Below are 19,154 nucleotides of genomic sequence, written 5' to 3'. Positions count from 1 at the left end.
CGATCAGGGCGACGACGTCTGGCTGCTTTGGCTGCTCGATGGCAATCGTGACACTCACTCGACAATCTCCGCAGTTTCCAGCACCGCGTGGAGCAGCACGTCCGCCCCGGCACTTGCCCATTCCCTCGAAATGTCCTCCGCCTCGTTGTGCGATAGTCCGCCGACGCAGGGGCACATGATCATCGTGGCCGGTGCCACCTTGGCGGCCCAGCATGCGTCGTGGCCCGCACCGGAGATGAGATCCATGTGGCTGTAGCCGAGCTTCTCCGCCGCTTCCCGGACGCGACCGACGAGGATGGGGTCAAATGTTATCGGATCGAAATGTCCCACGGCCTCGACCGAACAGCCGACGCCGAGCTTTTCGCAAATCTCGGCCGCCTGCTTCTCGATCTTCGCCCGCATCCGGTCGAGCTTTTCCTGGCTCGGCGTGCGGATGTCGACGGTGAAGACCACTTTGCCCGGCAAGACATTGCGCGAGTTGGGCGAGAAGAACATCTGCCCGACCCCACCCACGGCGCCCGGCTGCTCGGCCATTGCCACGTCCTGCACCATCTCCAGGATACGGCTCATGGCGAGGCCCGCGTTGACGCGCATGTTCATCGGCGTGGAGCCGGTGTGGGCTTCCTTGCCGGTCAGCGTGAACTCCAGCCACCAGAGCCCTTGACAGTGGGTGACGACACCGATCTGCTTGTTCTCGGCCTCGAGGATCGGACCCTGCTCGATATGATATTCGAAATAGGCGTGCATCTTGCGGGCGCCCACCTCTTCCTCGCCGACCCAGCCGATGCGCTTCAGCTCGTCGCCGAACGTCTTCCCGTCCGGATCCTTGCGCGCATAGGCATAGTCAAGGTCGTGGATGCCGGCAAAGACGCCGGAGGCGAGCATTGCAGGCGCGAAGCGTGCGCCTTCCTCGTTCGTCCAGTTGGTGACGACGATCGGATGCTTGGTCTTGATGCCGAGGTCATTCAGCGTGCGCACGACCTCGAGACCCGAGAGCACGCCGAGCACGCCGTCATACTTGCCCCCGGTCGGCTGGGTGTCGAGGTGGGAGCCGATATAGACCGGCAGCGCATCCGGGTCAGTGCCAGCGCGGGTCATGAACATGGTGCCCATCTGGTCGACGCCCATGGTCAGCCCGGCGTCGTCGCACCACGTCTTGAACAGCTTGCGTCCCTCAGCATCCGCGTCCGTCAGCGTCTGGCGATTGTTGCCGCCGGCAATGCCGGGGCCGATCTTCGCCATGTCCATGAGCGAATCCCACAACCTGTCGCCATTGATGCGCAGGTTCTCGCCGGGTGCTGCCACCATCAGCTACATCCTCACCTGTTCTGGACCGCCCTTGCGGCCTATTCTGTTCCCGCCGGTTCTTTATTTCCTGCCCCGTCGACAGTGAAACTCAGCATTGCCTTTGTTGGACTTGTCGCTGATAATTTGACCGGTTGGTAAAAACATACAATTTCCGCGCCGCCACTCAAGACGAAAAATCGCAAATCTCACCGATGGATGAAAAGGTGATCTGCGCGTCGGGACGTGGGGATCGTGGCGGGGGATCGTGGCGGGACGGGGGGCAGCGAGGGCATGGCAGTACCGAGGGCGGCGAAGACGCAGCGGCGGACGCGGATCCAGGAGGAGAAGGAGGAGCGAATCCTGGACGCAGCACTGGAGGTGTTCTCCTCCAGTGGCTTCCGCGGTGCCACCATCGACCAGATCGCCGAAGCGGCCGGGATGTCGAAGCCGAACCTCCTCTATTATTTCCGCACCAAGGAAGCGATCTATCGGACGCTCTTGGAGAGCATGCTGTTCACCTGGCTGGAACCGCTCAAGGCGATCAAGGCGGAGGGCGATCCGGAATCGGAAATCCGTTCCTATATCCGCCGTAAGCTGGAGATGTCGCGGGACTTTCCGCGGGAAAGCCGGCTTTTCGCCAACGAGATGCTGCAGGGCGCACCGCATATCGAGGACGACCTTACTGGCCCCCTCAAGGCGCTGGTCGATGAAAAGGCGGAGGTAATCCGCAGCTGGATCAAGGCCGGGAAGATTGCCCGCTGCGATCCTCATCACCTGATCTTTGCAATCTGGGCGACCACGCAGCACTACGCCGATTTCGACGTCCAGGTGTGCGCCGTGCTGGGGGAGAAGCGTTCCGGTGAGGGACGGTTCGAGGATGCGGCGCGGTTCCTGGAGCAGTTGTTCTTCGAGGGGCTTCGGACGAAGCAGGCTTGAGCGGGCGGTTCTTAGATTTCCGTTCGCCGTAGCAGGTAATCCAGTCCGCCCACGCGAAACCAGCGGTAGGCATGGGCCTCCAGCAGCAGGCGGTGGCGCCCCTTCTCATCCGCTTCGCTGCTTTCGCTGTCGGCAATGTCGATCAGCAGCTTGCCGTGTTCACCGCATCCGACGTCAAGATCGATCTCCACAGGCTCCGGATGGAGGTTGTGGACGATCAGAACGGAGTTGTTGCGCCAGTCGTACCGCAAAGCGAGGACGCCGGGGTCCTTCGTGTCGACAGCCGTATAATCTCCCCAACCAATCTCAGGGACTTCCTTGCGCATGCGGATCAGCCGCTCCATCCAGTTCAGGAGGGAGTCGGGGGACCGGCGCTGTTCCGCGACATTGATATGTTCAAAGCCGAAGGGGCCTTTCGAGATTACCGGGGCCACCGGCTTATCGCTCTTGGTGAAGCCCCCTTGTGGCTCGTCAGACCATTGCATCGGCGTGCGACAGGCGTGGCGCTCTGGCAGGCTCAGGTCATCCCCCATGCCGATCTCGTCGCCGTAGCGGATGACCGGTGTCCCAGGAAGGGAGAACATCAGGCTATAAGCGAGCTCGAGGCGACGCTGATCGCCGCCGAGCATCGGGGCCAGCCGGCGGCGGATGCCACGGTCATAGAGTTGCATGCTCTTGTCGGGTCCGAACACTTCGAAGACCTTCTGGCGCTGCTTGTCGCTCAGGCGTCCGAGATCCAATTCGTCGTGGTTGCGCAGGAACTGGCCGAACTGGGCCGTGTGCGGCTTCTGCCTTGTCTTGTCCAAGGCATCGATCATCGGACGAGTGTCACCGCTTGCCAATGCGTAGAACAGCGTCTGGTTCACCGGGAAGTTGAACATCATCTGTATCCGGTCGCCGTCGTCGCCGAAGTACTTGAGGTTCTCCTTCGGCAGGATGTTCGCTTCCCCGAGGATCATCGAGTCGCCCTTGCGCCATTGCAGGAACTCGCGGAAGGTCCGCAGCATGTCGAAGTGCTCCCTGGTCTCCTTCTGCCCTGGTATCTTCTCGGCGATGACAAAGGGTACCGCATCCATGCGGAAGCCGCTAACCCCCAGTTGGATCCAGAAGCCCATGATCTTCAGAATCTCTCCCTGTACCATGGGATTGGACGTGTTCAGGTCGGGCTGGAAATCGAAGAACCGGTGAAAGTAGTAAAGCCCGGATTTGTCGTCGCGGGTCCAAGTGCTTTCTTGTACGCCCGGAAATATCATGCCTTGATCAGCATCCGGTGGCCTGGTCTCCGACCATACGTACCAGTCGCGATAGCGCGAATTGGGATCGCTGCGGGCTGACTGAAACCAGGGGTGCTGGTCGGAGGTGTGATTGACCACGAGATCGATCAGAACCCGGATGCCACGCTGCTTGCATCCGTGGGTGAAGTCGACGAAGTCGCCAAGCGTCCCGTAGCGAGGGTCGACACTGTAGTAGTCGGTAATATCGTACCCGTCGTCCTTGCCCGGCGATGGCTGGAACGGCATCAGCCAAATTGCACCCACTCCAAGCCCTGCAAGATAATCAAGCCGTCGGGAGAGGCCCTCGAAGTCTCCGACACCGTCACCATTGGCATCCATGAAGGTTTCGACGGAAAGGCAATAGACAACGGTATTTTTGTACCAGAGGTCGCTGATCAAGGCCGGGGCCCTCCTGCGCATTGGCGGCCCGTCTGCAATGAGGAGAGACCCACAATGGTTCCGAAAGTCTAGGAGCGCCGCGACTGAAACACGGCTCAAGAAGCCTTGAATACAGGCACGGCCCGGAGGGGTCACTCCAGGCCGTGGCGTTTCGCGTTGCCGATGATCTAGGCTGCAGCCCGCATGCTGCGACTTGCCGATCCATAGGCGTGGCCATCCAGCTTGAAGTTCTGAAGCATGCTCTGCAACTGCCGGCTTTCCTCGGCCAGAGTGCTGCTCGCCGCGGTCGTCTCCTCGACCATGGCGGCATTCTTCTGGGTCATCTGGTCCATCTGGTTGACGGAGGAGTTGATCTCAGCGAGTGCCGTTGACTGTTCGCGGGCAGCAGTTGCGATCGACTCAACGTGGCCGTTGACGCGGTTGACGAGGTTTTCGATCTCCAAAAGCGCATCGCCGGTCGAGCGAACGAGCGAGACGCCACCTTCCACTTCGGAGGCAGAGGCGGTGATCAGCGTCTTGATCTCCTTGGCGGCGTTGGCTGAGCGCTGTGCCAGTTCGCGCACTTCCTGGGCGACGACTGCAAAGCCGCGGCCGGCCTCACCGGCACGAGCTGCCTCGACGCCAGCGTTCAGGGCCAGGAGGTTGGTCTGGAAGGCGATCTCGTCGATCACGGTGATGATCTGACTGATCTTGTTCGACGAATCCTCGATGCGGCCCATGGCATCTACGGCGCTCTTAACGATCGCACCCGACTTCGCCGCGCTTTGCCGGGTCTCGTGAACCATGTCGCGGGCTTCGTTGGCACGCGAGGAGGCCGCGCGAACCGTCGCCGTGATTTGATCGAGAGCTGCCGCAGTTTCCTCAAGGGCCGCAGCCTGCTGCTCCGTGCGCTTGGAAAGGTCGTTGGCGGCGGAGCTCAACTCAGCGGAATTGTCGTTGATCGTGGTTGCAGCGCCGCGGACGTTGTTCATCGTGGCGCGCAGCGTCACCATCGTGGCATTGACGTTGGCCTGCAGCTCGGCGAAGGCACCCTGGAAGGTGCCGTTCATCGTCTGCGTCAGGTCGGCATCGGCAAGCGCTGCGATGACACGGCGGATTTCGGCAACGGCCGTGTCCACGCTGCCGACCAGTTCGTTGACGCTCTTGGCGAAGCGGTTGAGATCGTCGTTCTGGTAATCCTTGCTGATGCGACCGGAAAAGTCGCCAGCGACGGCAGATGCAACGACGGTGGCGATGCTGGACTGGAGGTCGCTGCTGCGCTCGTGGAGCGCCGCCTCCTGTGACTTCAGTTCCTGCATGGCGAGCGCATTGTTGCGGAAGACATCGACGGCGCGTGCCATCTCACCGATTTCGTCCTTGCGGCCGGCGTCGATGGATGTGCCCTGCAGGTCGCCCTGCGCAAGGCGGCTCATCGCATGGGTCAGCGAGCGGATCGGCAGGATGATGCCGCGGCGGGCGACGACCGTGCTGATGGCAGCGCCGATCAGGATGAAAGCCAGAGCTGAGACCGCCGCCGTGATCATCGCCATTGTGGAGGAGGCGAGGGCCTCGTCCCGCGCGGCGGAAAGAGCTTCTCCAGAATACTTGCTGTAGACCTTGACCGTGTCAGTCACGACCTTCTGGCTGGATAGAGCCTTGTCCAGCGCTGCTGTGATCGCCGCAGCATCGTCGGCGTCGGCTTCCGCGGCGCTGACCATTGCGCGGATGTCTTCGAAATAGCTTTCCAAGGCGCTGCGGATCGTCTTGAGCTGCTCCAGTTCCGCCGCGCCGGCGGCAAATTCGATCTTCGGCAAGCGGTCGAGCATTTCCGCAGCACGCTTCTCGGCTTCAACGCGGAAATCTGCAGCCTTTTCAGGCGCTGCCGCCAATTGGTAGGTCATGCGGCTGATGGCGATGATGTCCACGCGCAGGTCCATGGCCTCGCGGGCAACCTCTTCCTGTTCTCCAACGGAGGTCATCGCCTGCTGAAGTCCGTAAAGACCGCTGCCGGAAACGGCTGCAATGACGAGGGACGACAGTCCCATTACAACGACGAGAAGTCCGATCTTCTTCGAAATCCCAAGGTTCTTAAATGTTATGATCCAACCTACAAGGTGTTTGGCGACGACTGCTCCTATGGCGCGCGGAACGTCGCCTTAGGAAGTTCGGCCAAATCCTTGGCAGGATGAAGCTAATCCACGGTTAAGATGGGAGGGCGCTCTTTTGCAGTGCAGCATTGCGAAAAGAAGTTCACCCTGGAATGCGGAGGAGGTGTTTGCTCCCTCGCTTTCCGCTATTCCGCGGCGACCGGTGCGGCAGCCGGATTGTTCGGATGCATTGTCCAGTTGGCATAGGTAGTTTCGACAACCTTTCCGGTGCGCTGGTCGAGTTCGCCGGCCGCCAGCGGCTCCATCGTGATGCAGTTTTCGACGGGACAGACGTTGACGCAGAGATTGCAGCCGACGCATTCGTCATCCATCACCTCAAAATGGCGAACGCCGTCGACGACATTCGTGATCGCCTGATGTGACGTGTCTTCGCAGGCAATGTGGCAGCGGCCGCATTTGATGCAGAGATCCTGGTCTATTCGCGCCTTGGCTACATAGTTGAGGTTCAGGTACTGCCAGTCGGTGACGTTGCCGACGGCGCGGCCGCAGATGTCGTCGAGCGTCCGGTGCCCCTTGGCGTCCATCCAGTCGGACAGGCCGGAAATCATCTCCTGGACGATCTTGAAGCCGTAGGTCATCGCCGCCGTGCAGACCTGCACGTTGCCGGCGCCAAGGGCCAGGAACTCGGCCGCGTCACGCCAGGTCGTCACGCCACCGATGCCGGAAATCGGTAGTCCGTAGGTCTCCGGGTCGCGGGCAATCTCGGCAACCATGTTGAGTGCGATCGGCTTGACCGCCGGACCGCAATAGCCTCCATGGCTGCCGCGTCCGTCGATCGACGGAACGGGAGAGAAGTTGTCGAGGTCCACGGACACGATCGAGGAGATCGTATTGATGAGCGAGACGGCATCGGTGCCGCCACGCTTCGCCGCGCGCGCAGGAAAGCGGATATCGGTAATGTTTGGCGTCAGCTTGGTGATCACCGGCATGCGCGTGTACTGCTTGCACCAGCGCACCACCATCTCGATATATTCCGGCACTTGCCCGACAGCAGAGCCCATGCCGCGCTCCGACATGCCGTGCGGACAGCCGAAGTTGAGCTCGATGCCGTCCACCTCGGTCTCCTCCACGAGCGGCAGGATCGCCTTCCAGGCCTCCTCTTCGCAGGGCACCATGATGGAGGCTACGATCGCCCGGTCCGGCCATTTCTTCTTGACCTCCTTCATCTCGCGCAGGTTCACGTAGAGGTCGCGATCGGTGATCAGTTCAATGTTGTTGAGCCCAAGAAGGCGCCGGTCGGCGCCCCAGATCGCACCGTAGCGGGGGCCGTTGACGTTGACGACCGGCGGGCCTTCGGCGCCCAGCGTCTTCCAGACGACGCCACCCCAGCCGGCCTTGAAGGCGCGCTCGACGTTATAGGCCTTGTCGGTCGGCGGGGCCGATGCCAGCCAGAAGGGGTTGGGCGACTTGATGCCGACGAAGTTGTTGCGGATATCAGCCATGGTTCTTCCTCCCCTCAGGCGACCGCTACAGCCGGACGGGCGGCGGCAGCGAAGGCTCGGTTGATGCTCTCTGCCGCATCGCGCCCCTGCGCGGTTGCGGACACCGTGAGGTCTTCTCCGTGACCGACGCAGTCGCCGCCGGCCCAGACGCCATCGATCGAGGTGCGGCCTTCGAGATCGGCGGCGATCTTGCCGCTCTCCATGCGGAGACTTCCAAGCCCGCTACCGCCAAAGCTCTGGCCGATCGCCTTCATCACCTGGTCGGCCGCGATGATACCGGTTTCCCCGGTGCCGACGAGCTTGCCGTCGCGGATCGCGGTATATTCCACCTCCATACCGGCGACATGACCGTCCTTGCCGATGATGCGCTTAGGTGCCAGCCAGTGACGGATGATGACGCCGTTGGCAGTGGCGAGATCCTGCTCATAGCCCGAGGCGTTCATGTTCTCCTTGCCACGGCGGTAGCAGATCGTCACTTCCTCGGCGCCGAGCAGCTTTGCCTGGATTGCGGCGTCGATGGCCGTCATGCCGCCGCCAAGCACGACAACCCTGCGGCCGATCGGAACCTGCGCCTTGTAGGTGGCCTGGCGGAGCGCTGCGATGAAGTCGACCGCATCCTCCACGCCCGCGAGATCCTCGCCCTCGATCCCGAGGGCGTTGACGCCGGCAAGGCCCATGCCGAGGAAGACGGCGTCGAAATTGCAAGTCAGTTCGGTGAGGGTGAAGTCACGGCCGAGCATCTGCCTGGTGCGAATCTCGATGCCGCCGATCGCGGTAATGTATTCCACCTCGCGCTGCGCGAAGTTCTCCGTCGCCTTGTAGGTGGCGATGCCGTACTCGTTGAGGCCGCCGGCCTTTTCGTGCGCGTCGAAGATCACGACATCGTGGCCATGCATGGACAGCCGATGCGCGCAGGCAAGGCCAGCAGGGCCGGCACCCACCACCGCCACCCGCCGCCCGGTCGAGGCAGCGCGGTGGTAGAACTGGCGGTTCATCTCCATGGCGATGTCGGTCGCGTAGCGTTGCAGCTTGCCGATTTCGACCGGCCGATCCTCGGCGGTATTGCGCACGCAGGCCTGCTCGCACAGCGTTTCGGTGGGACAGACACGGGCGCACATGCCACCGAGGATGTTCTGGTCGAAGATGGTCTTGGCGGAGCCGAGGGGATTGCCGGTCGATATCTGCCGGATGAACAGCGGGATATCGATGGCGGTGGGACAGGCCGTCATACAGGGCGCGTCGTAGCAGAAGTAGCAGCGGTCGGCTGCGACCAGCGCCTCATGCTTGTCGAGGCGCGGGTGGAGGTCGGAAAAATTGGATGCGTATTCGTCGGGCGACAGGCGGCCAGCCTGTATCCCGCTTCCCAGTCGTTCCATCTGAGTTCCCTCTTTTATGGCTTTATGGACAACTATTGGAAGCAGGCTACCACAGGCCGAATTTTTATCAAACGGTAAATAAATGGGGCGGGAGCGAGCAGTTTTATAACTTGATGATTATCATCCACTTTAATCTTGCCACTGATAATCAAGTTAAATATGGTCCCGCCGTCGAGGGGGCTGAGGCCACGGAATCGAGAGGGATGTGACCATGGCAAAGAAGCAGAAGCGCAAGGGCAATAGCAGCAATGGCGACGGCGCCAGCGTTCAGGCTGCGCAGGAACCGTCTGCACTCGATATCCGCAGCTTCCTCTATGTCGGCGGGCGCGACTGCCAGGTCGCCCATCTTCGCCAGATCGCCAGCAAACACGGCGCGGAACTCATTCATCATGACGGGGGCTTGAGGGAAGCGGTCTCGCGCATCGATACGGTGCTGCCTTCGGTCGACTGCGTCTTCTGCCCCATCGACTGTATCAGCCACGATGCGTGTCTGAGGGTGAAGACTGGATGCAAGAAGTTCGGAAAGACCTTCGTCCCGCTGCGCAACGGCTCGAAGTCGAGCCTGGAGCGCGCGCTGCAGACCTTGAAGGAACGCAACGATGAGAGAAGAACGTCCTGACGCAAGCCTGTTCATCGGGCTCCACAAGCTCGCCGAACAGACGGGTGACGGTCTGGTGCCGGAGCTTTATGCGCTGCTGACACAGAATGAGCCGACGTCCGACATGACGAATGTCGTCACGTTGCGAGACCGCCAACGCCGCGATGTCGAACGTGATGTTGCATCGGACGTCCCCGCCCGCATTCTCGCCTTCCGCCGATAGGTGGCTGCGAGCTATCCTTCAGAACGAAGGAAGGCTCCGGCGGCGACGATCAACCAGCCAAGGATCATGGTCGTGCCGCCGGTCGGTGCGGCCATGGGAAACAGTCCGCTGTCGAGGAAGTGCCGCGCGAGGAGGTCACCGGCAAAGACGAGCGTACCGAGACCGATTACCAAGGCTGCGAGCGTGGCAGTTCTGACCCGCCGACCAACCGCATAGAGCGCGACGAGGGCAGGGGCCTGCACGAGACACATCATGGATGCCGTTTCAAGCAGCCGCGCGTCGCCGCCATGGCTCGCCGCAGCCGCCAGCGCCACGCCGGCGGCTCCCAAGATGCCGCTCATAAACAGAATCAACGGCCGCAGATTGTCGAGTCTTTCCAACGGGCTATTCCTTGTTCTGCATATGGTATGCAAGGCGCTCGATCGGCGGCCAGATGATGTCGCGGAGCTTGGGGTTCTCGACCGTTTCGTCCAGGGCCTGGCGGAAGCAGAGGAGCCATTCCGCCGTTTCCTCGGGACCGATGGGCGCTGCGAAATGCCGAGAGCGCAGCCGCGGATGCCCGTGCTTTTTCACATAGACCGGCGGCCCGCCAAGATAGCCAGTCAGGTAGTCATAGAGCTTTGCTTCGCTGCCCTCGAGGCTCGGCGGGTGCACGGCGCGGCAGCGTGCCGCCTCCGGCAGCGTATCCATCAATTCGTAGAAACGGCGCGTCAGAGCGCGAACGGTCGCATCGCCGCCGATCGCGTCGTAAAGGGTGATCGTTTCGCCCCCCATGCATGCGGTTCCGGTTCAAGACTGCCGTCGCTCTAGAGCCGGTGCGGTCTCTTGGCAAGCGCCATGAGGTCGCGGTCAGTCCGGTCCGATGTCGGCTTCTTTGCCCTGATCGTCCGGAAGCGAGCCGGCACCGGGGGTCTTTTCCGGATCTGTCAGCTTTTCTTTCGCATGCGGGCCGGCCGGGTTCCTTTCCTTGCCGTCACCGGATTTTCCACCGGTGCTTTCCACCGCCTCCTGCGCTCTCTCGTCCTTGTTGTCGTCGACCATCGCGGTTCTCCATTGTTTGAAGGAGAACACCGGGCTGCGTCCAACAGTTCCGGTGGGCGGCGTACTCTCGATTCCTGAACCGCTTCCCGCCCACCGACGTCCATGATGACAATCTTATGAAGGCGGCGGGAACGGAATCTGCTTGGGCGGGTTTTGGCGCAGGACGAGCTGAAGACTTGTCCCGCCCCAGAATGAGCATGAGATTGTGCATCATGAGTAAGGACACCCACGTTCTCGTCGTCGAGGACGAGCCTTTGCTGCGTTTGAACATCGTGGACAACCTTGCCGATGCCGGGTTTGTAGTCTTCGAGGCATCGAATGCCTCCGAGGCCATAAGGGTGCTGAATGAAAACCACGACATTCGGCTTGTTTTCACCGACGTCGATATGCCTGGCAGCATGGACGGTATTCGGCTGGCGGCCTACATTCGTGACCGGTGGCCGCCGCTGAAGATCATCGTCACCTCCGGCTATCGTCGTGTCTCAGATGGCGATATTCCCGCAGAGAGCCACTTCTTCAGCAAGCCTTATGATCCCCGCAAGATCGTCCGCTCAATGCAGCAGATGCTGACAAGCTGATCTCGAAGGCGTTGCGTTTCATCGCATCTCATTTATTAAGAATATGCTGATACACGCTGGCTGCCTCGTTCTGCGCCATGGCGGGTGACAGGGTCTTCTCCGCTTGCCGATGGGCGTCCGTTCTTGGCCGCTTCTGGTGCAGTGTGTGCGCGTGCCCCTTCTGGGGCGACGTAAGGAGTGTCAATGCTGATCCCGAGCGTGATCAGACAGTTCTTTCTTCCGCGCTACGACTCCACCGAGTTTCGGCGCGCGCAATATTTCGAACTCTCCCGCCAGATTCCGCTGATGTATGCCATCGTTATCGTCAACATGATAATGCTGGCGCTGACCTATGTGGATAAAGCGCCGGCCGTGCTTTCCATATGGACACCCGCCTTCTTCGTGACCGTTTGCCTGGTGCGCGCAATCCGCATGGTCATCGGGCGAGCCCAGGCGCCCTCGGATGCAGTGATCGAAAAGGCGCTGAGGACAGTGGTCGTCCTCGCCTGCACGATGGGAATCGCCGTTTCTGTCTGGTCGCTTCTCCTGTTCAGCTATGGCGACACCTACACGAAGGTCCAAAACACCTTCTTTACCGGTATCACGATTATCGCGGTGATGACCTGCTTGCGGCCTCTACGGCAGGTTGCGCCGATCCTCTTCCTTCTCGTCGTGCTCCCGACGGCAGCGTTCCTGGCCCTGCAGGATCACACCGTCTTCCACGCGATTGCGATCAACATGGTGCTTGCAATCGGCGGCATGATCGTTGTCATGCAGAGATCGCATTCGGATTTCCGTCAGCGCATCGAGAAGGAAGTGGAACTGGACCGGCAGCGCAAGCAGTTGCAGTCATTGAACGCGGAAGTGAGCCTTCTTGCCAACCAGGACAGCCTCACGGGCTTGGCCAATCGCCGGTGCTTCTTCGATCATCTCGAGCGGCGGATTGCAGATCACCACGCGGGCAGGGCGCGGCAACCCTTCGCTGTCGGTGTCCTGGATCTCGACGGGTTCAAGCCTGTCAATGACATCTTCGGGCACGGCGTCGGCGACCAGTTGTTGCGGGAGGTGGGCGAGCGTTTGACGGCAAACCTGCCGGAAGGCACATTGCTGGCCCGTCTGGGAGGCGACGAATTTGCCCTGATCCTCTGGGAGATCGGCAAGGAAGACGACCTGAAGGCGATCTGCACGCACGCGTTGGAAGCTCTGGAACCACCCTTCGTTTTCCAAGAGGGCAGCGTCACGATTTCCGCAACTTGCGGCATTGCCTGCTTCCCCGGTGTCGCCACCAGCGGAGAGGAGCTTTTCGAGAAGGCCGATTTCGCCCTCTACTACTCCAAGGAATACGAAAAGGGCGCCGTCGCCATTTTTTCCGACCTTCATGAGGCGGAGATCAAGAAAACGGCTGCCGTGGCGCAGCGGCTGCGCGCTGTCGACGAAGACGCGTTTCACCTCGCCTATCAACCGATTGTCGATCGCAACGGCTACGCCTTGGGCTTTGAGGCATTGGCTCGCTGGCACGACCCGGTCCTCGGCGACGTTCGTCCGGACGTGTTCATCCGGGTCGCCGAGCAGGCGGGCATCATCGGGAAGGTCACCGTTCCGCTATTCAGGAGCGCGCTGCGGGCGGCGAGAACATGGCCCGACAACCTTCGGCTCTCCTTCAACCTCTCCGCGTTCGATGTCTGCAGCCAAAGCACCATGGAGGCGATCCTGAGGGAGATCGAAGTCGGGGGGATCCCTCCGACCCGTCTGATGTTCGAGATCACCGAGTCCGCGATCATGCAGGATTTTTCGCGAGCGGTGGAAGCGCTTGCGCGGCTGCGGGCGAAGGGGGCGGCGGTCGCACTCGATGATTTCGGCACAGGCTATTCGAGCCTCAGCTATCTGCGGCGCCTTCCGATTGACCGCATCAAGGTCGACCAGTCTTTCATACAGGACCTCGAAAAGGAGGCGAGTGCTCGCGACATGATGCGAACGATCTCCGCCATGTGCCAGAGCCTGGGTCTGCAGTGCATCGTGGAGGGGGTGGAGACCCACGCCCAGCTTCAGTTTCTCTCCGCCGCCGGCTGCGATGGCTATCAGGGATATCTGTTCGCCAGGCCGATGCCCTTGACCGCCATCTCCCGATATCTCGCCGATCAGGAACGGCTGCGGGAGAGGGCGTGAAGCTGCACGGGCCATTCCCGTTCACACCTCTGTTCCACCAGCGAAGGGATGCGACACCGGCTAGACCGGAGCGGCCTGCGCAGTTCTCTTCCTTTGATCGATCGACCGGAAGCGCTAATGCACGGCGTCGGGAAAAGCCTTGTTCTGGAGCGTTTCCAAGTCCCCGGTGACTTCGACGCGTACGCCCTCGGGCAGATACTCTACCACCGCCGTGCCAAAGGCCTTCAGGCTCGTGGAGAGCAGCCTGCTACCAAATCCCTTTCGTGCGGGTTGCTCTACCTTGGGCCCGTCAGCTTCTTCCCACGTGAACTGGAACCGGCGTTTGCCCTCGAACGTGAGGACGGACCAGGTGACGTCAACGCTGCCTTCTTCGGCCGACAAGGCGCCGTACTTCCTGGCATTCGTTGCAAGTTCGTGCAGCACCAGGGCGAACGACAGCGCGGCCTGGGGACCCAGTTCGAGGAGTGGTCCCTGCATCCTGAACCGCTGGGAAGAATCGAGGGCAAGGCTTGCGGCGGTTTCCTCGACGATCGCTGACATCGTGGTTCCTTGCCAGTTGCGCTGAAGCAGGATGTCATGTGCTTTGGAGTAGGCAGCGAGGCGGGCAGAGACCGATGCCGAGGCCTCGTCCAGTGACGTGGCGCCCCGGAAGGACTGGGACACGATCGCCTGTACAACTGCGAGCGTGTTCTTCATGCGATGGTTTAACTCGTGCATCAGCATGCGCTGACGGTCCTCGTTCTCGCGCTGGTCCGTCCGGTCCCGGAGGATCTTGACGAAGCCCTCTACGGCGCCTTCGTCCGAGCGAAGCGCCATCATCTCCCCCGAGGCCCAGAACAGGCTGCCGTCCTTGCGCAGGTGCCAACGCTGATCCATCGCACTGTTTTTGCTGAGAGCGGTCTCCATCTCCCGCTGCGGCGCGCCGGCCTGCCTATCTTCCTCCGTGAAGATGATGGACCCCGGTTGGCCCGCAGCTTCCTCCGCAGTCCAGCCAAATATCCGCGTCGCGCCCTCGTTCCAGCTCGTAATCGAGCCTTGGAGGTCCAGCGAGAAGATGGCGTACTCGATTGCGCTCTGGAGGATGGTCTCAAGAAAACGCTCGCGCGGAGTGGTCTTCAACTGCTTCGTCAAAATCGTTCCCGGCTGCTCAGGTTCGGAGGGTGCAACATTGAGATATAGGATCGGGCCTGAAGCAGCAAGCGCGCCTTGTGACCGTCTCCTCCAGCAAGGCTAAGAAGGACACGCTACAGCTTGGCCGCACCCGTAGCGGTGCGGCCAGCTCGTGACCCGCCCTGCAGATCGTTTCCGCAGTGTTTCCGGGCGGGAGATTGTTAAGGGATTCGGAGCGAACGGCTTTCCCTCACGTGCCCCGCGCGCTAGATAGGCGTGGAACCTCCTAGCGATTGCCTTCATGACATCCAGCGAATATGACTTCCTCGCCCACCATGGCGAGCTTGCCACTTTGATCCGCGAATTCAACTGGGCAGCCACGTCGCTCGGGGTGCCTGCGCACTGGCCCCAGTCCACGAAGACAACGGTAAACACGATCCTGCAATCGCCGGTCCCGATCGTGACCCTTTGGGGTTCCGACGGCGTCATGATCTATAACGATGCCTATTCGCACTTTGCTGGAGGGCGGCATCCGCAGCTTCTCGGGTCGAAGGTGCGCGAGGGCTGGAGCGAGATTGCCGACTTCAACGACAACGTCATGAAAGTGGGCCTGGCCGGAGGCACTCTCTCCTATCGCGACCAGGAACTGACGCTTCATCGTCGGGGGGTGCCGGAGCAGGTCTTCATGAACCTGGATTACTCTCCCGTGATCGGCGACGACGGAATGCCGTGCGGCGTGATCGCCATCGTCATTGAGACGACGGCAAAGGTCGAGGCTGAGCGGTGGCGGCAGGGCGAGCAGGAGCGACTGCGCCGAATGTTCGAGCAGGCCCCCGGCTTCGTTGCAATGATGACTGGCCCGGACCACGTCTTCGAAATGACCAACAGCGCATACAGGCAGTTGGTTGGCCACCGCGATATCGTCGGACTTAGAGTGCGCGATGCCCTGCCTGAGATGGACGAGCAGGGGTTTCTGGAGATTCTCGACGAGGTCTACCGAACCGGCGTACCCTACAAGGGCCGAAACATTCCCGTGGACGTGAAGGTCTCGGAGGACGCCTCTGCCGAGCGCAAGTACGTCGATCTGGTCTACCAGCCGGTCGAGGACATGCAGGGCAGGATGGTGGGCATCTTCGCGCAGGGGTCGGACGTGACCGACCGCGTGGCAGTGGAAGATGCTCTGAAGGCGGCTGAGAGGCAAAGCCGCCAGATCATGGACGGCGCCACCGACTATGCCATTCTCGCGCTCGATCTGGAAGGCCGGATCCTGCGCTGGAACGAAGGTGCGCGTCGCATGTTCGGCTGGGCCGAGGAAGAACGGGTCGGCTCCCATTGGGAGGTGCTGTTCACGCCCGAGGACAGGCTGGCGGGAAAGGCGCAGGAGGCTGTGGCCGCGGCGCTGGAGCACGGCACAGCTCATCACGACCGCTGGCATATGCGCAGCTCCGGCGAACGCTTCTGGGCAAGTGGCGACATCCGGCCGCTCTGGGATGAAAAGGGCGTGGCGGTCGGACTGGTCAAGGTCCTGCGGGATCGGACGGAAGAGCATTTGGCAAGTCTCGCTCTCCAGGAGACGCAGGCCCGGCTGGATCGAGCACAGATCGCGGGTGGCGTGGGAGTGTTTTCACTGGATCTGGAAGCCGATGTCCTGCGTACTACCCCCGAGTTCTGCAGGATATACGGCCTTGAGCCGTCCGACGCCGTACCCGTAGACGTCGTGCAGCAGCTGATCGTCCCGGAAGACCAAGAGGTGGCCTCCACTGATGTGAGCCGCCGACTAGGCACTGCTCCTCCCAACGCGGAATATCGGATACGTCGTGCCAACGACGGCCAAGAGCGGGTTATCGCGCGGCGTGCTGAGTTCGAGTACGATACGGACGGAAATCCGTTGCGTTTTGTGGGCGTGGTGCAGGACATCACAGAGCGGCGGCGCGCGCAAAGGGAGCTTAGAGAGAGCGAGGAGCGTTTCCGCGCTCTCACCCAGGCGATGCCGAACCACGTCTGGACCGCCCAAGCGGACGGCAGCCTCGACTGGTTCAATGACCGAGTTTTGGAGTACTCCGGGTTCGGGCCCGCCGAGCTTCAGGGGGATGCATGGGGGAGGATGGTTCATCCGGACGACCTTCCGATCGCTGCCGCGCGCTGGCGCGAGGCAGTGGAGGGAGGCGAGATCTACCAGATCGAGTTCCGGCTGCGGGCGGCAGATGGCAGCTATCGCTGGCACATCGCCCGCGCGGTTCCGATCAGGGACGATGCCGGGAAAATCCTTCGATGGATCGGCACGAACACTGACATCCACGATCAACGTGAGACCAGGGCGAAGCTGGAGGAGTTGAACCGTACGCTCGAAGAACGTGTCGCGGAGCGCACAGCGGACCGCGATCGGATGTGGAGGCTGTCCACCGACATCATGCTGGTCGCCGATTTCAACGCAAAGATCTACGCCGTGAACCCCGCCTGGACCTCAGTGTTGGGCTGGGAGGATGACGAACTGATCGGACGCTCCTTCGTCGATCTCATCCACCCTGAGGAATTGGACGCCACTCTCGCAGAAGTCGGCAAGCTCAGCGAAGGCGCGACCACGTTTTCGTTCGAAAACAGGTATAGGGCCAAGGACGGCAGTTATAGAACGATTGCCTGGACGGCCGTTCCGGATGACCAGTTCATCCACGCCGTTGGCCGAGATGTGACTGAGGAACGCGACTCTGCGATTGCCCTTCGAAAGACCGAGCTCGCTCTTCAGCAGGCCCAGAAGATGGAGGCGATCGGCAATCTCACCGGTGGCGTTGCACACGACTTCAACAACCTTCTTCAGGTGGTGGCGGGGAATCTTCAACTTCTCGCGAAGGATATCGCCGGCAACGAGAAGGCACAGCGCCGTGTCACAAATGCCCTCGCCGGCGTGGACCGGGGTTCAAAGCTCGCGTCGCAACTCCTCGCCTTCGGACGGCGTCAAGCGCTGGATCCCCGCGTCGTCAGCGTTGGCCGCCTTATCCGCGGTATGGACGAAATGTTGCGCCGGACGATCGGTGAAGGGGTCGAAATCGAAACCATCGTTTCCGGCGGCTTGTGGAACACACTGGTCGACCCCACGCAGATCGAGAACGCGCTGCTCAACCTGGCAATCAATGCCCGTGACGCCATGGAAGGCTTCGGCAAGCTGACCATCGAGGCCGGCAACGCTTTCGTCGACGACGCATACTCGCGCCTGCATCACGACGTGGAGCCAGGACAATATGTCGTCCTGTCGGTCACCGATACTGGAACTGGAATGGCGCCGGATCTGATCGACAAGGTGTTCGAGCCGTTTTTCTCAACGAAACCGGAAGGCAAGGGGACGGGCCTCGGTCTCTCCATGGTCTATGGCTTCGTCAAGCAGTCGGGTGGGCATGTTAAGATCTACAGCGAGCTCGGTCTCGGCACCACGGTGAAGATGTATCTGCCGCGCTCGATGCAGCAGGAGGATCGCCCGGTCGAGACACTCGACGCCCCTGTGGAGGGCGGTCCGGAAACCATTCTCGTCGCAGAAGACGACGAGGGCGTGCGCGCAACGGTGGTCGAGATGCTGCAGGATCTCGGCTACCGAGTCTTGAAAGCCTCGGACGCCGCGGCCGCTCTGAGCGTGATCGAGAGCGGCATTCCTGTCGACATGCTGTTTACGGATGTCGTCATGCCAGGCCCTTTGAAAAGCGCGGAGCTGGCGCGCAAGGCAAAGGAACGTCTTCCCAGATTGGCGGTGCTGTTCACGTCCGGCTACACGGAAAACTCCATCGTCCACGGGGGGCGCTTGGACCCGGGCGTCCAACTCCTCAACAAGCCCTACTCGCGCGACGCCTTGGCGCGGAAGGTTCGTCAGGTGCTTGCTCTGGAAAAGAAGCAGCCGTTAGGCGACCGTCCTGATGTGGCTGTCTCGCCGGCACAAGAGGCGTCGGAACCGGAGATAGGGCAGAAGCCGCATCGGGTGCTTCTGGTCGAGGACGAGCCCCTGATCCTCTTGGCGACGGCCGACATGCTCCACGAGTTGGGATGCGAGGTGCTCGAGGCATCCTCGGCGGAGGAGGCCTTGCCTTTGCTAGAGCAGGGCGGAGTCGACGTCCTCATCAGCGACCTTGGTCTTCCCGGGATGACGGGGGAGGATCTCTGTCGCGAAGTGCGGCAACGTTGGCCGTCCGTCGCGATCATCTTCGCGACGGGTGCGGCGCACCTGCCGGAGCTCCATGACGCCTCGCGTACCGCCAGGCTCCCCAAGCCTCACGGATTGGAAGATTTGAAGAGGGCACTCCAGGCGGTGTGCGGTGAGGCGGTGGGGTGAAGCTACCGTCCGTCAGTCAAAGTCACCCGTTCTGCCGGTCTGGAAGATGATTTCGGGATCACCTTCCTCTCCGACGACAGGATCGCCTGTGCGTTTCCAAACAAGAACCCCGGCGTGCTGGCGCGAAAGCCGTTGCGCATCTTCCAGCGCGGCCGCCTCTGTGGCCGCAATGCAGGGTTCGAAAGACCGGACGGGCTGCTGCCGGTCGTCGAGGTCGAAGGCAACGACAAAGATGCTGGTGAACGTCCCTGGCATGGGGGAACAAGGCTCCTAAAACGAGATCCGA

General features: G+C 61.5%; 16 protein-coding genes. 6 read left to right on the top strand and 10 right to left on the bottom strand.

Going from position 1 to position 19,154, the window contains the following annotated elements; genetic code table 11:
- Positions 1 to 54: 54 nt before the first annotated feature.
- Positions 55 to 1,308: a Zn-dependent hydrolase gene (locus LXM96_RS01960; protein WP_239996607.1), complete on the bottom strand. Its 1,254-nt coding sequence runs from the start codon at positions 1,306 to 1,308 to the stop codon at positions 55 to 57.
- Between the two features lie 270 nt (positions 1,309 to 1,578).
- Here LXM96_RS01960 and rutR point away from each other — a divergent pair, with 270 nt between their 5' ends.
- Entirely contained in the window at positions 1,579 to 2,223 is a 645-nt protein-coding gene (rutR, locus tag LXM96_RS01955; protein WP_239996605.1) for an HTH-type transcriptional regulator RutR, read from the top strand.
- 11 nt (positions 2,224 to 2,234) lie between these two features.
- Here the strand turns inward: rutR and LXM96_RS01950 are convergent, their stop codons facing one another.
- The 4 genes from LXM96_RS01950 to LXM96_RS01935 form a co-directional block, all read right to left on the bottom strand.
- Positions 2,235 to 3,896 carry an alpha-amylase family protein gene (locus LXM96_RS01950; protein ID WP_239996603.1) on the bottom strand — a complete coding sequence of 554 codons (1,662 nt, stop codon included), beginning with the start codon at positions 3,894 to 3,896 and terminating at the stop codon, positions 2,235 to 2,237.
- A 167-nt stretch (positions 3,897 to 4,063) separates the two neighbouring features.
- A complete protein-coding gene (locus tag LXM96_RS01945; protein ID WP_239996602.1) occupies positions 4,064 to 5,920 on the bottom strand; it encodes a methyl-accepting chemotaxis protein in 1,857 nt (618 codons plus the stop codon).
- 248 nt (positions 5,921 to 6,168) lie between these two features.
- The gene (gene preA, locus LXM96_RS01940; RefSeq protein ID WP_239996600.1) at positions 6,169 to 7,485 is read right to left on the bottom strand and encodes an NAD-dependent dihydropyrimidine dehydrogenase subunit PreA; all 1,317 of its coding nucleotides are present in this window, start codon (positions 7,483 to 7,485) and stop codon (positions 6,169 to 6,171) included.
- Positions 7,486 to 7,499: 14 nt separating this feature from the next.
- Complete coding sequence (locus LXM96_RS01935; RefSeq protein ID WP_239996598.1) at positions 7,500 to 8,861, bottom strand: NAD(P)-dependent oxidoreductase; 1,362 nt, start codon at positions 8,859 to 8,861, stop codon at positions 7,500 to 7,502.
- A 211-nt stretch (positions 8,862 to 9,072) separates the two neighbouring features.
- Between LXM96_RS01935 and LXM96_RS01930 the strand changes: the two genes are divergently transcribed.
- Together LXM96_RS01930 and LXM96_RS01925 are read left to right on the top strand one after the other, a co-directional pair.
- Complete coding sequence (locus LXM96_RS01930; RefSeq protein ID WP_239996596.1) at positions 9,073 to 9,480, top strand: DUF2325 domain-containing protein; 408 nt, start codon at positions 9,073 to 9,075, stop codon at positions 9,478 to 9,480.
- On the top strand, positions 9,461 to 9,682 hold the full coding sequence (locus LXM96_RS01925; RefSeq protein WP_239996595.1) for a hypothetical protein: 222 nt from the start codon (positions 9,461 to 9,463) through the stop codon (positions 9,680 to 9,682). The genes LXM96_RS01930 and LXM96_RS01925 overlap by 20 nt, the downstream gene beginning before the upstream one ends.
- Positions 9,683 to 9,693: 11 nt before the next feature.
- Here the strand turns inward: LXM96_RS01925 and LXM96_RS01920 are convergent, their stop codons facing one another.
- The 3 genes from LXM96_RS01920 to LXM96_RS01910 all read right to left on the bottom strand — a co-directional run bounded on the left by LXM96_RS01920 (position 9,694) and on the right by LXM96_RS01910 (position 10,723).
- Entirely contained in the window at positions 9,694 to 10,062 is a 369-nt protein-coding gene (locus LXM96_RS01920; protein WP_394801869.1) for a DUF423 domain-containing protein, read from the bottom strand.
- Positions 10,063 to 10,066: 4 nt separating this feature from the next.
- Complete coding sequence (locus LXM96_RS01915; RefSeq protein ID WP_239996594.1) at positions 10,067 to 10,456, bottom strand: globin domain-containing protein; 390 nt, start codon at positions 10,454 to 10,456, stop codon at positions 10,067 to 10,069.
- A gap of 75 nt (positions 10,457 to 10,531) precedes the next feature.
- Complete coding sequence (locus LXM96_RS01910) at positions 10,532 to 10,723, bottom strand: hypothetical protein (RefSeq protein ID WP_239996593.1); 192 nt, start codon at positions 10,721 to 10,723, stop codon at positions 10,532 to 10,534.
- A 212-nt stretch (positions 10,724 to 10,935) separates the two neighbouring features.
- Between LXM96_RS01910 and LXM96_RS01905 the strand changes: the two genes are divergently transcribed.
- The gene (locus tag LXM96_RS01905; RefSeq protein WP_239996591.1) at positions 10,936 to 11,301 is read left to right on the top strand and encodes a response regulator; all 366 of its coding nucleotides are present in this window, start codon (positions 10,936 to 10,938) and stop codon (positions 11,299 to 11,301) included.
- A 183-nt stretch (positions 11,302 to 11,484) separates the two neighbouring features.
- Positions 11,485 to 13,446 carry a putative bifunctional diguanylate cyclase/phosphodiesterase gene (locus LXM96_RS01900; RefSeq protein WP_239996589.1) on the top strand — a complete coding sequence of 654 codons (1,962 nt, stop codon included), beginning with the start codon at positions 11,485 to 11,487 and terminating at the stop codon, positions 13,444 to 13,446.
- Positions 13,447 to 13,560: 114 nt separating this feature from the next.
- Here LXM96_RS01900 and LXM96_RS01895 read toward each other — a convergent pair whose 3' ends face one another.
- Positions 13,561 to 14,577 carry a sensor histidine kinase gene (locus LXM96_RS01895; RefSeq protein WP_239996588.1) on the bottom strand — a complete coding sequence of 339 codons (1,017 nt, stop codon included), beginning with the start codon at positions 14,575 to 14,577 and terminating at the stop codon, positions 13,561 to 13,563.
- 280 nt (positions 14,578 to 14,857) lie between these two features.
- Between LXM96_RS01895 and LXM96_RS01890 the strand changes: the two genes are divergently transcribed.
- Positions 14,858 to 18,868 carry a PAS domain S-box protein gene (locus tag LXM96_RS01890; protein WP_239996586.1) on the top strand — a complete coding sequence of 1,337 codons (4,011 nt, stop codon included), beginning with the start codon at positions 14,858 to 14,860 and terminating at the stop codon, positions 18,866 to 18,868.
- 12 nt (positions 18,869 to 18,880) lie between these two features.
- Here the strand turns inward: LXM96_RS01890 and LXM96_RS01885 are convergent, their stop codons facing one another.
- Positions 18,881 to 19,123, bottom strand: a complete 243-nt coding sequence (locus LXM96_RS01885) for a hypothetical protein (protein WP_239996584.1) — start codon at positions 19,121 to 19,123, stop codon at positions 18,881 to 18,883.
- Positions 19,124 to 19,154 lie beyond the last annotated feature (31 nt).

Source organism: Rhizobium halophilum (genome assembly GCF_021648825.1).
GTDB lineage: Bacteria > Pseudomonadota > Alphaproteobacteria > Rhizobiales > Rhizobiaceae > Neorhizobium > Neorhizobium halophilum.
This window is presented reverse-complemented; position numbering and strand designations above follow the sequence as displayed.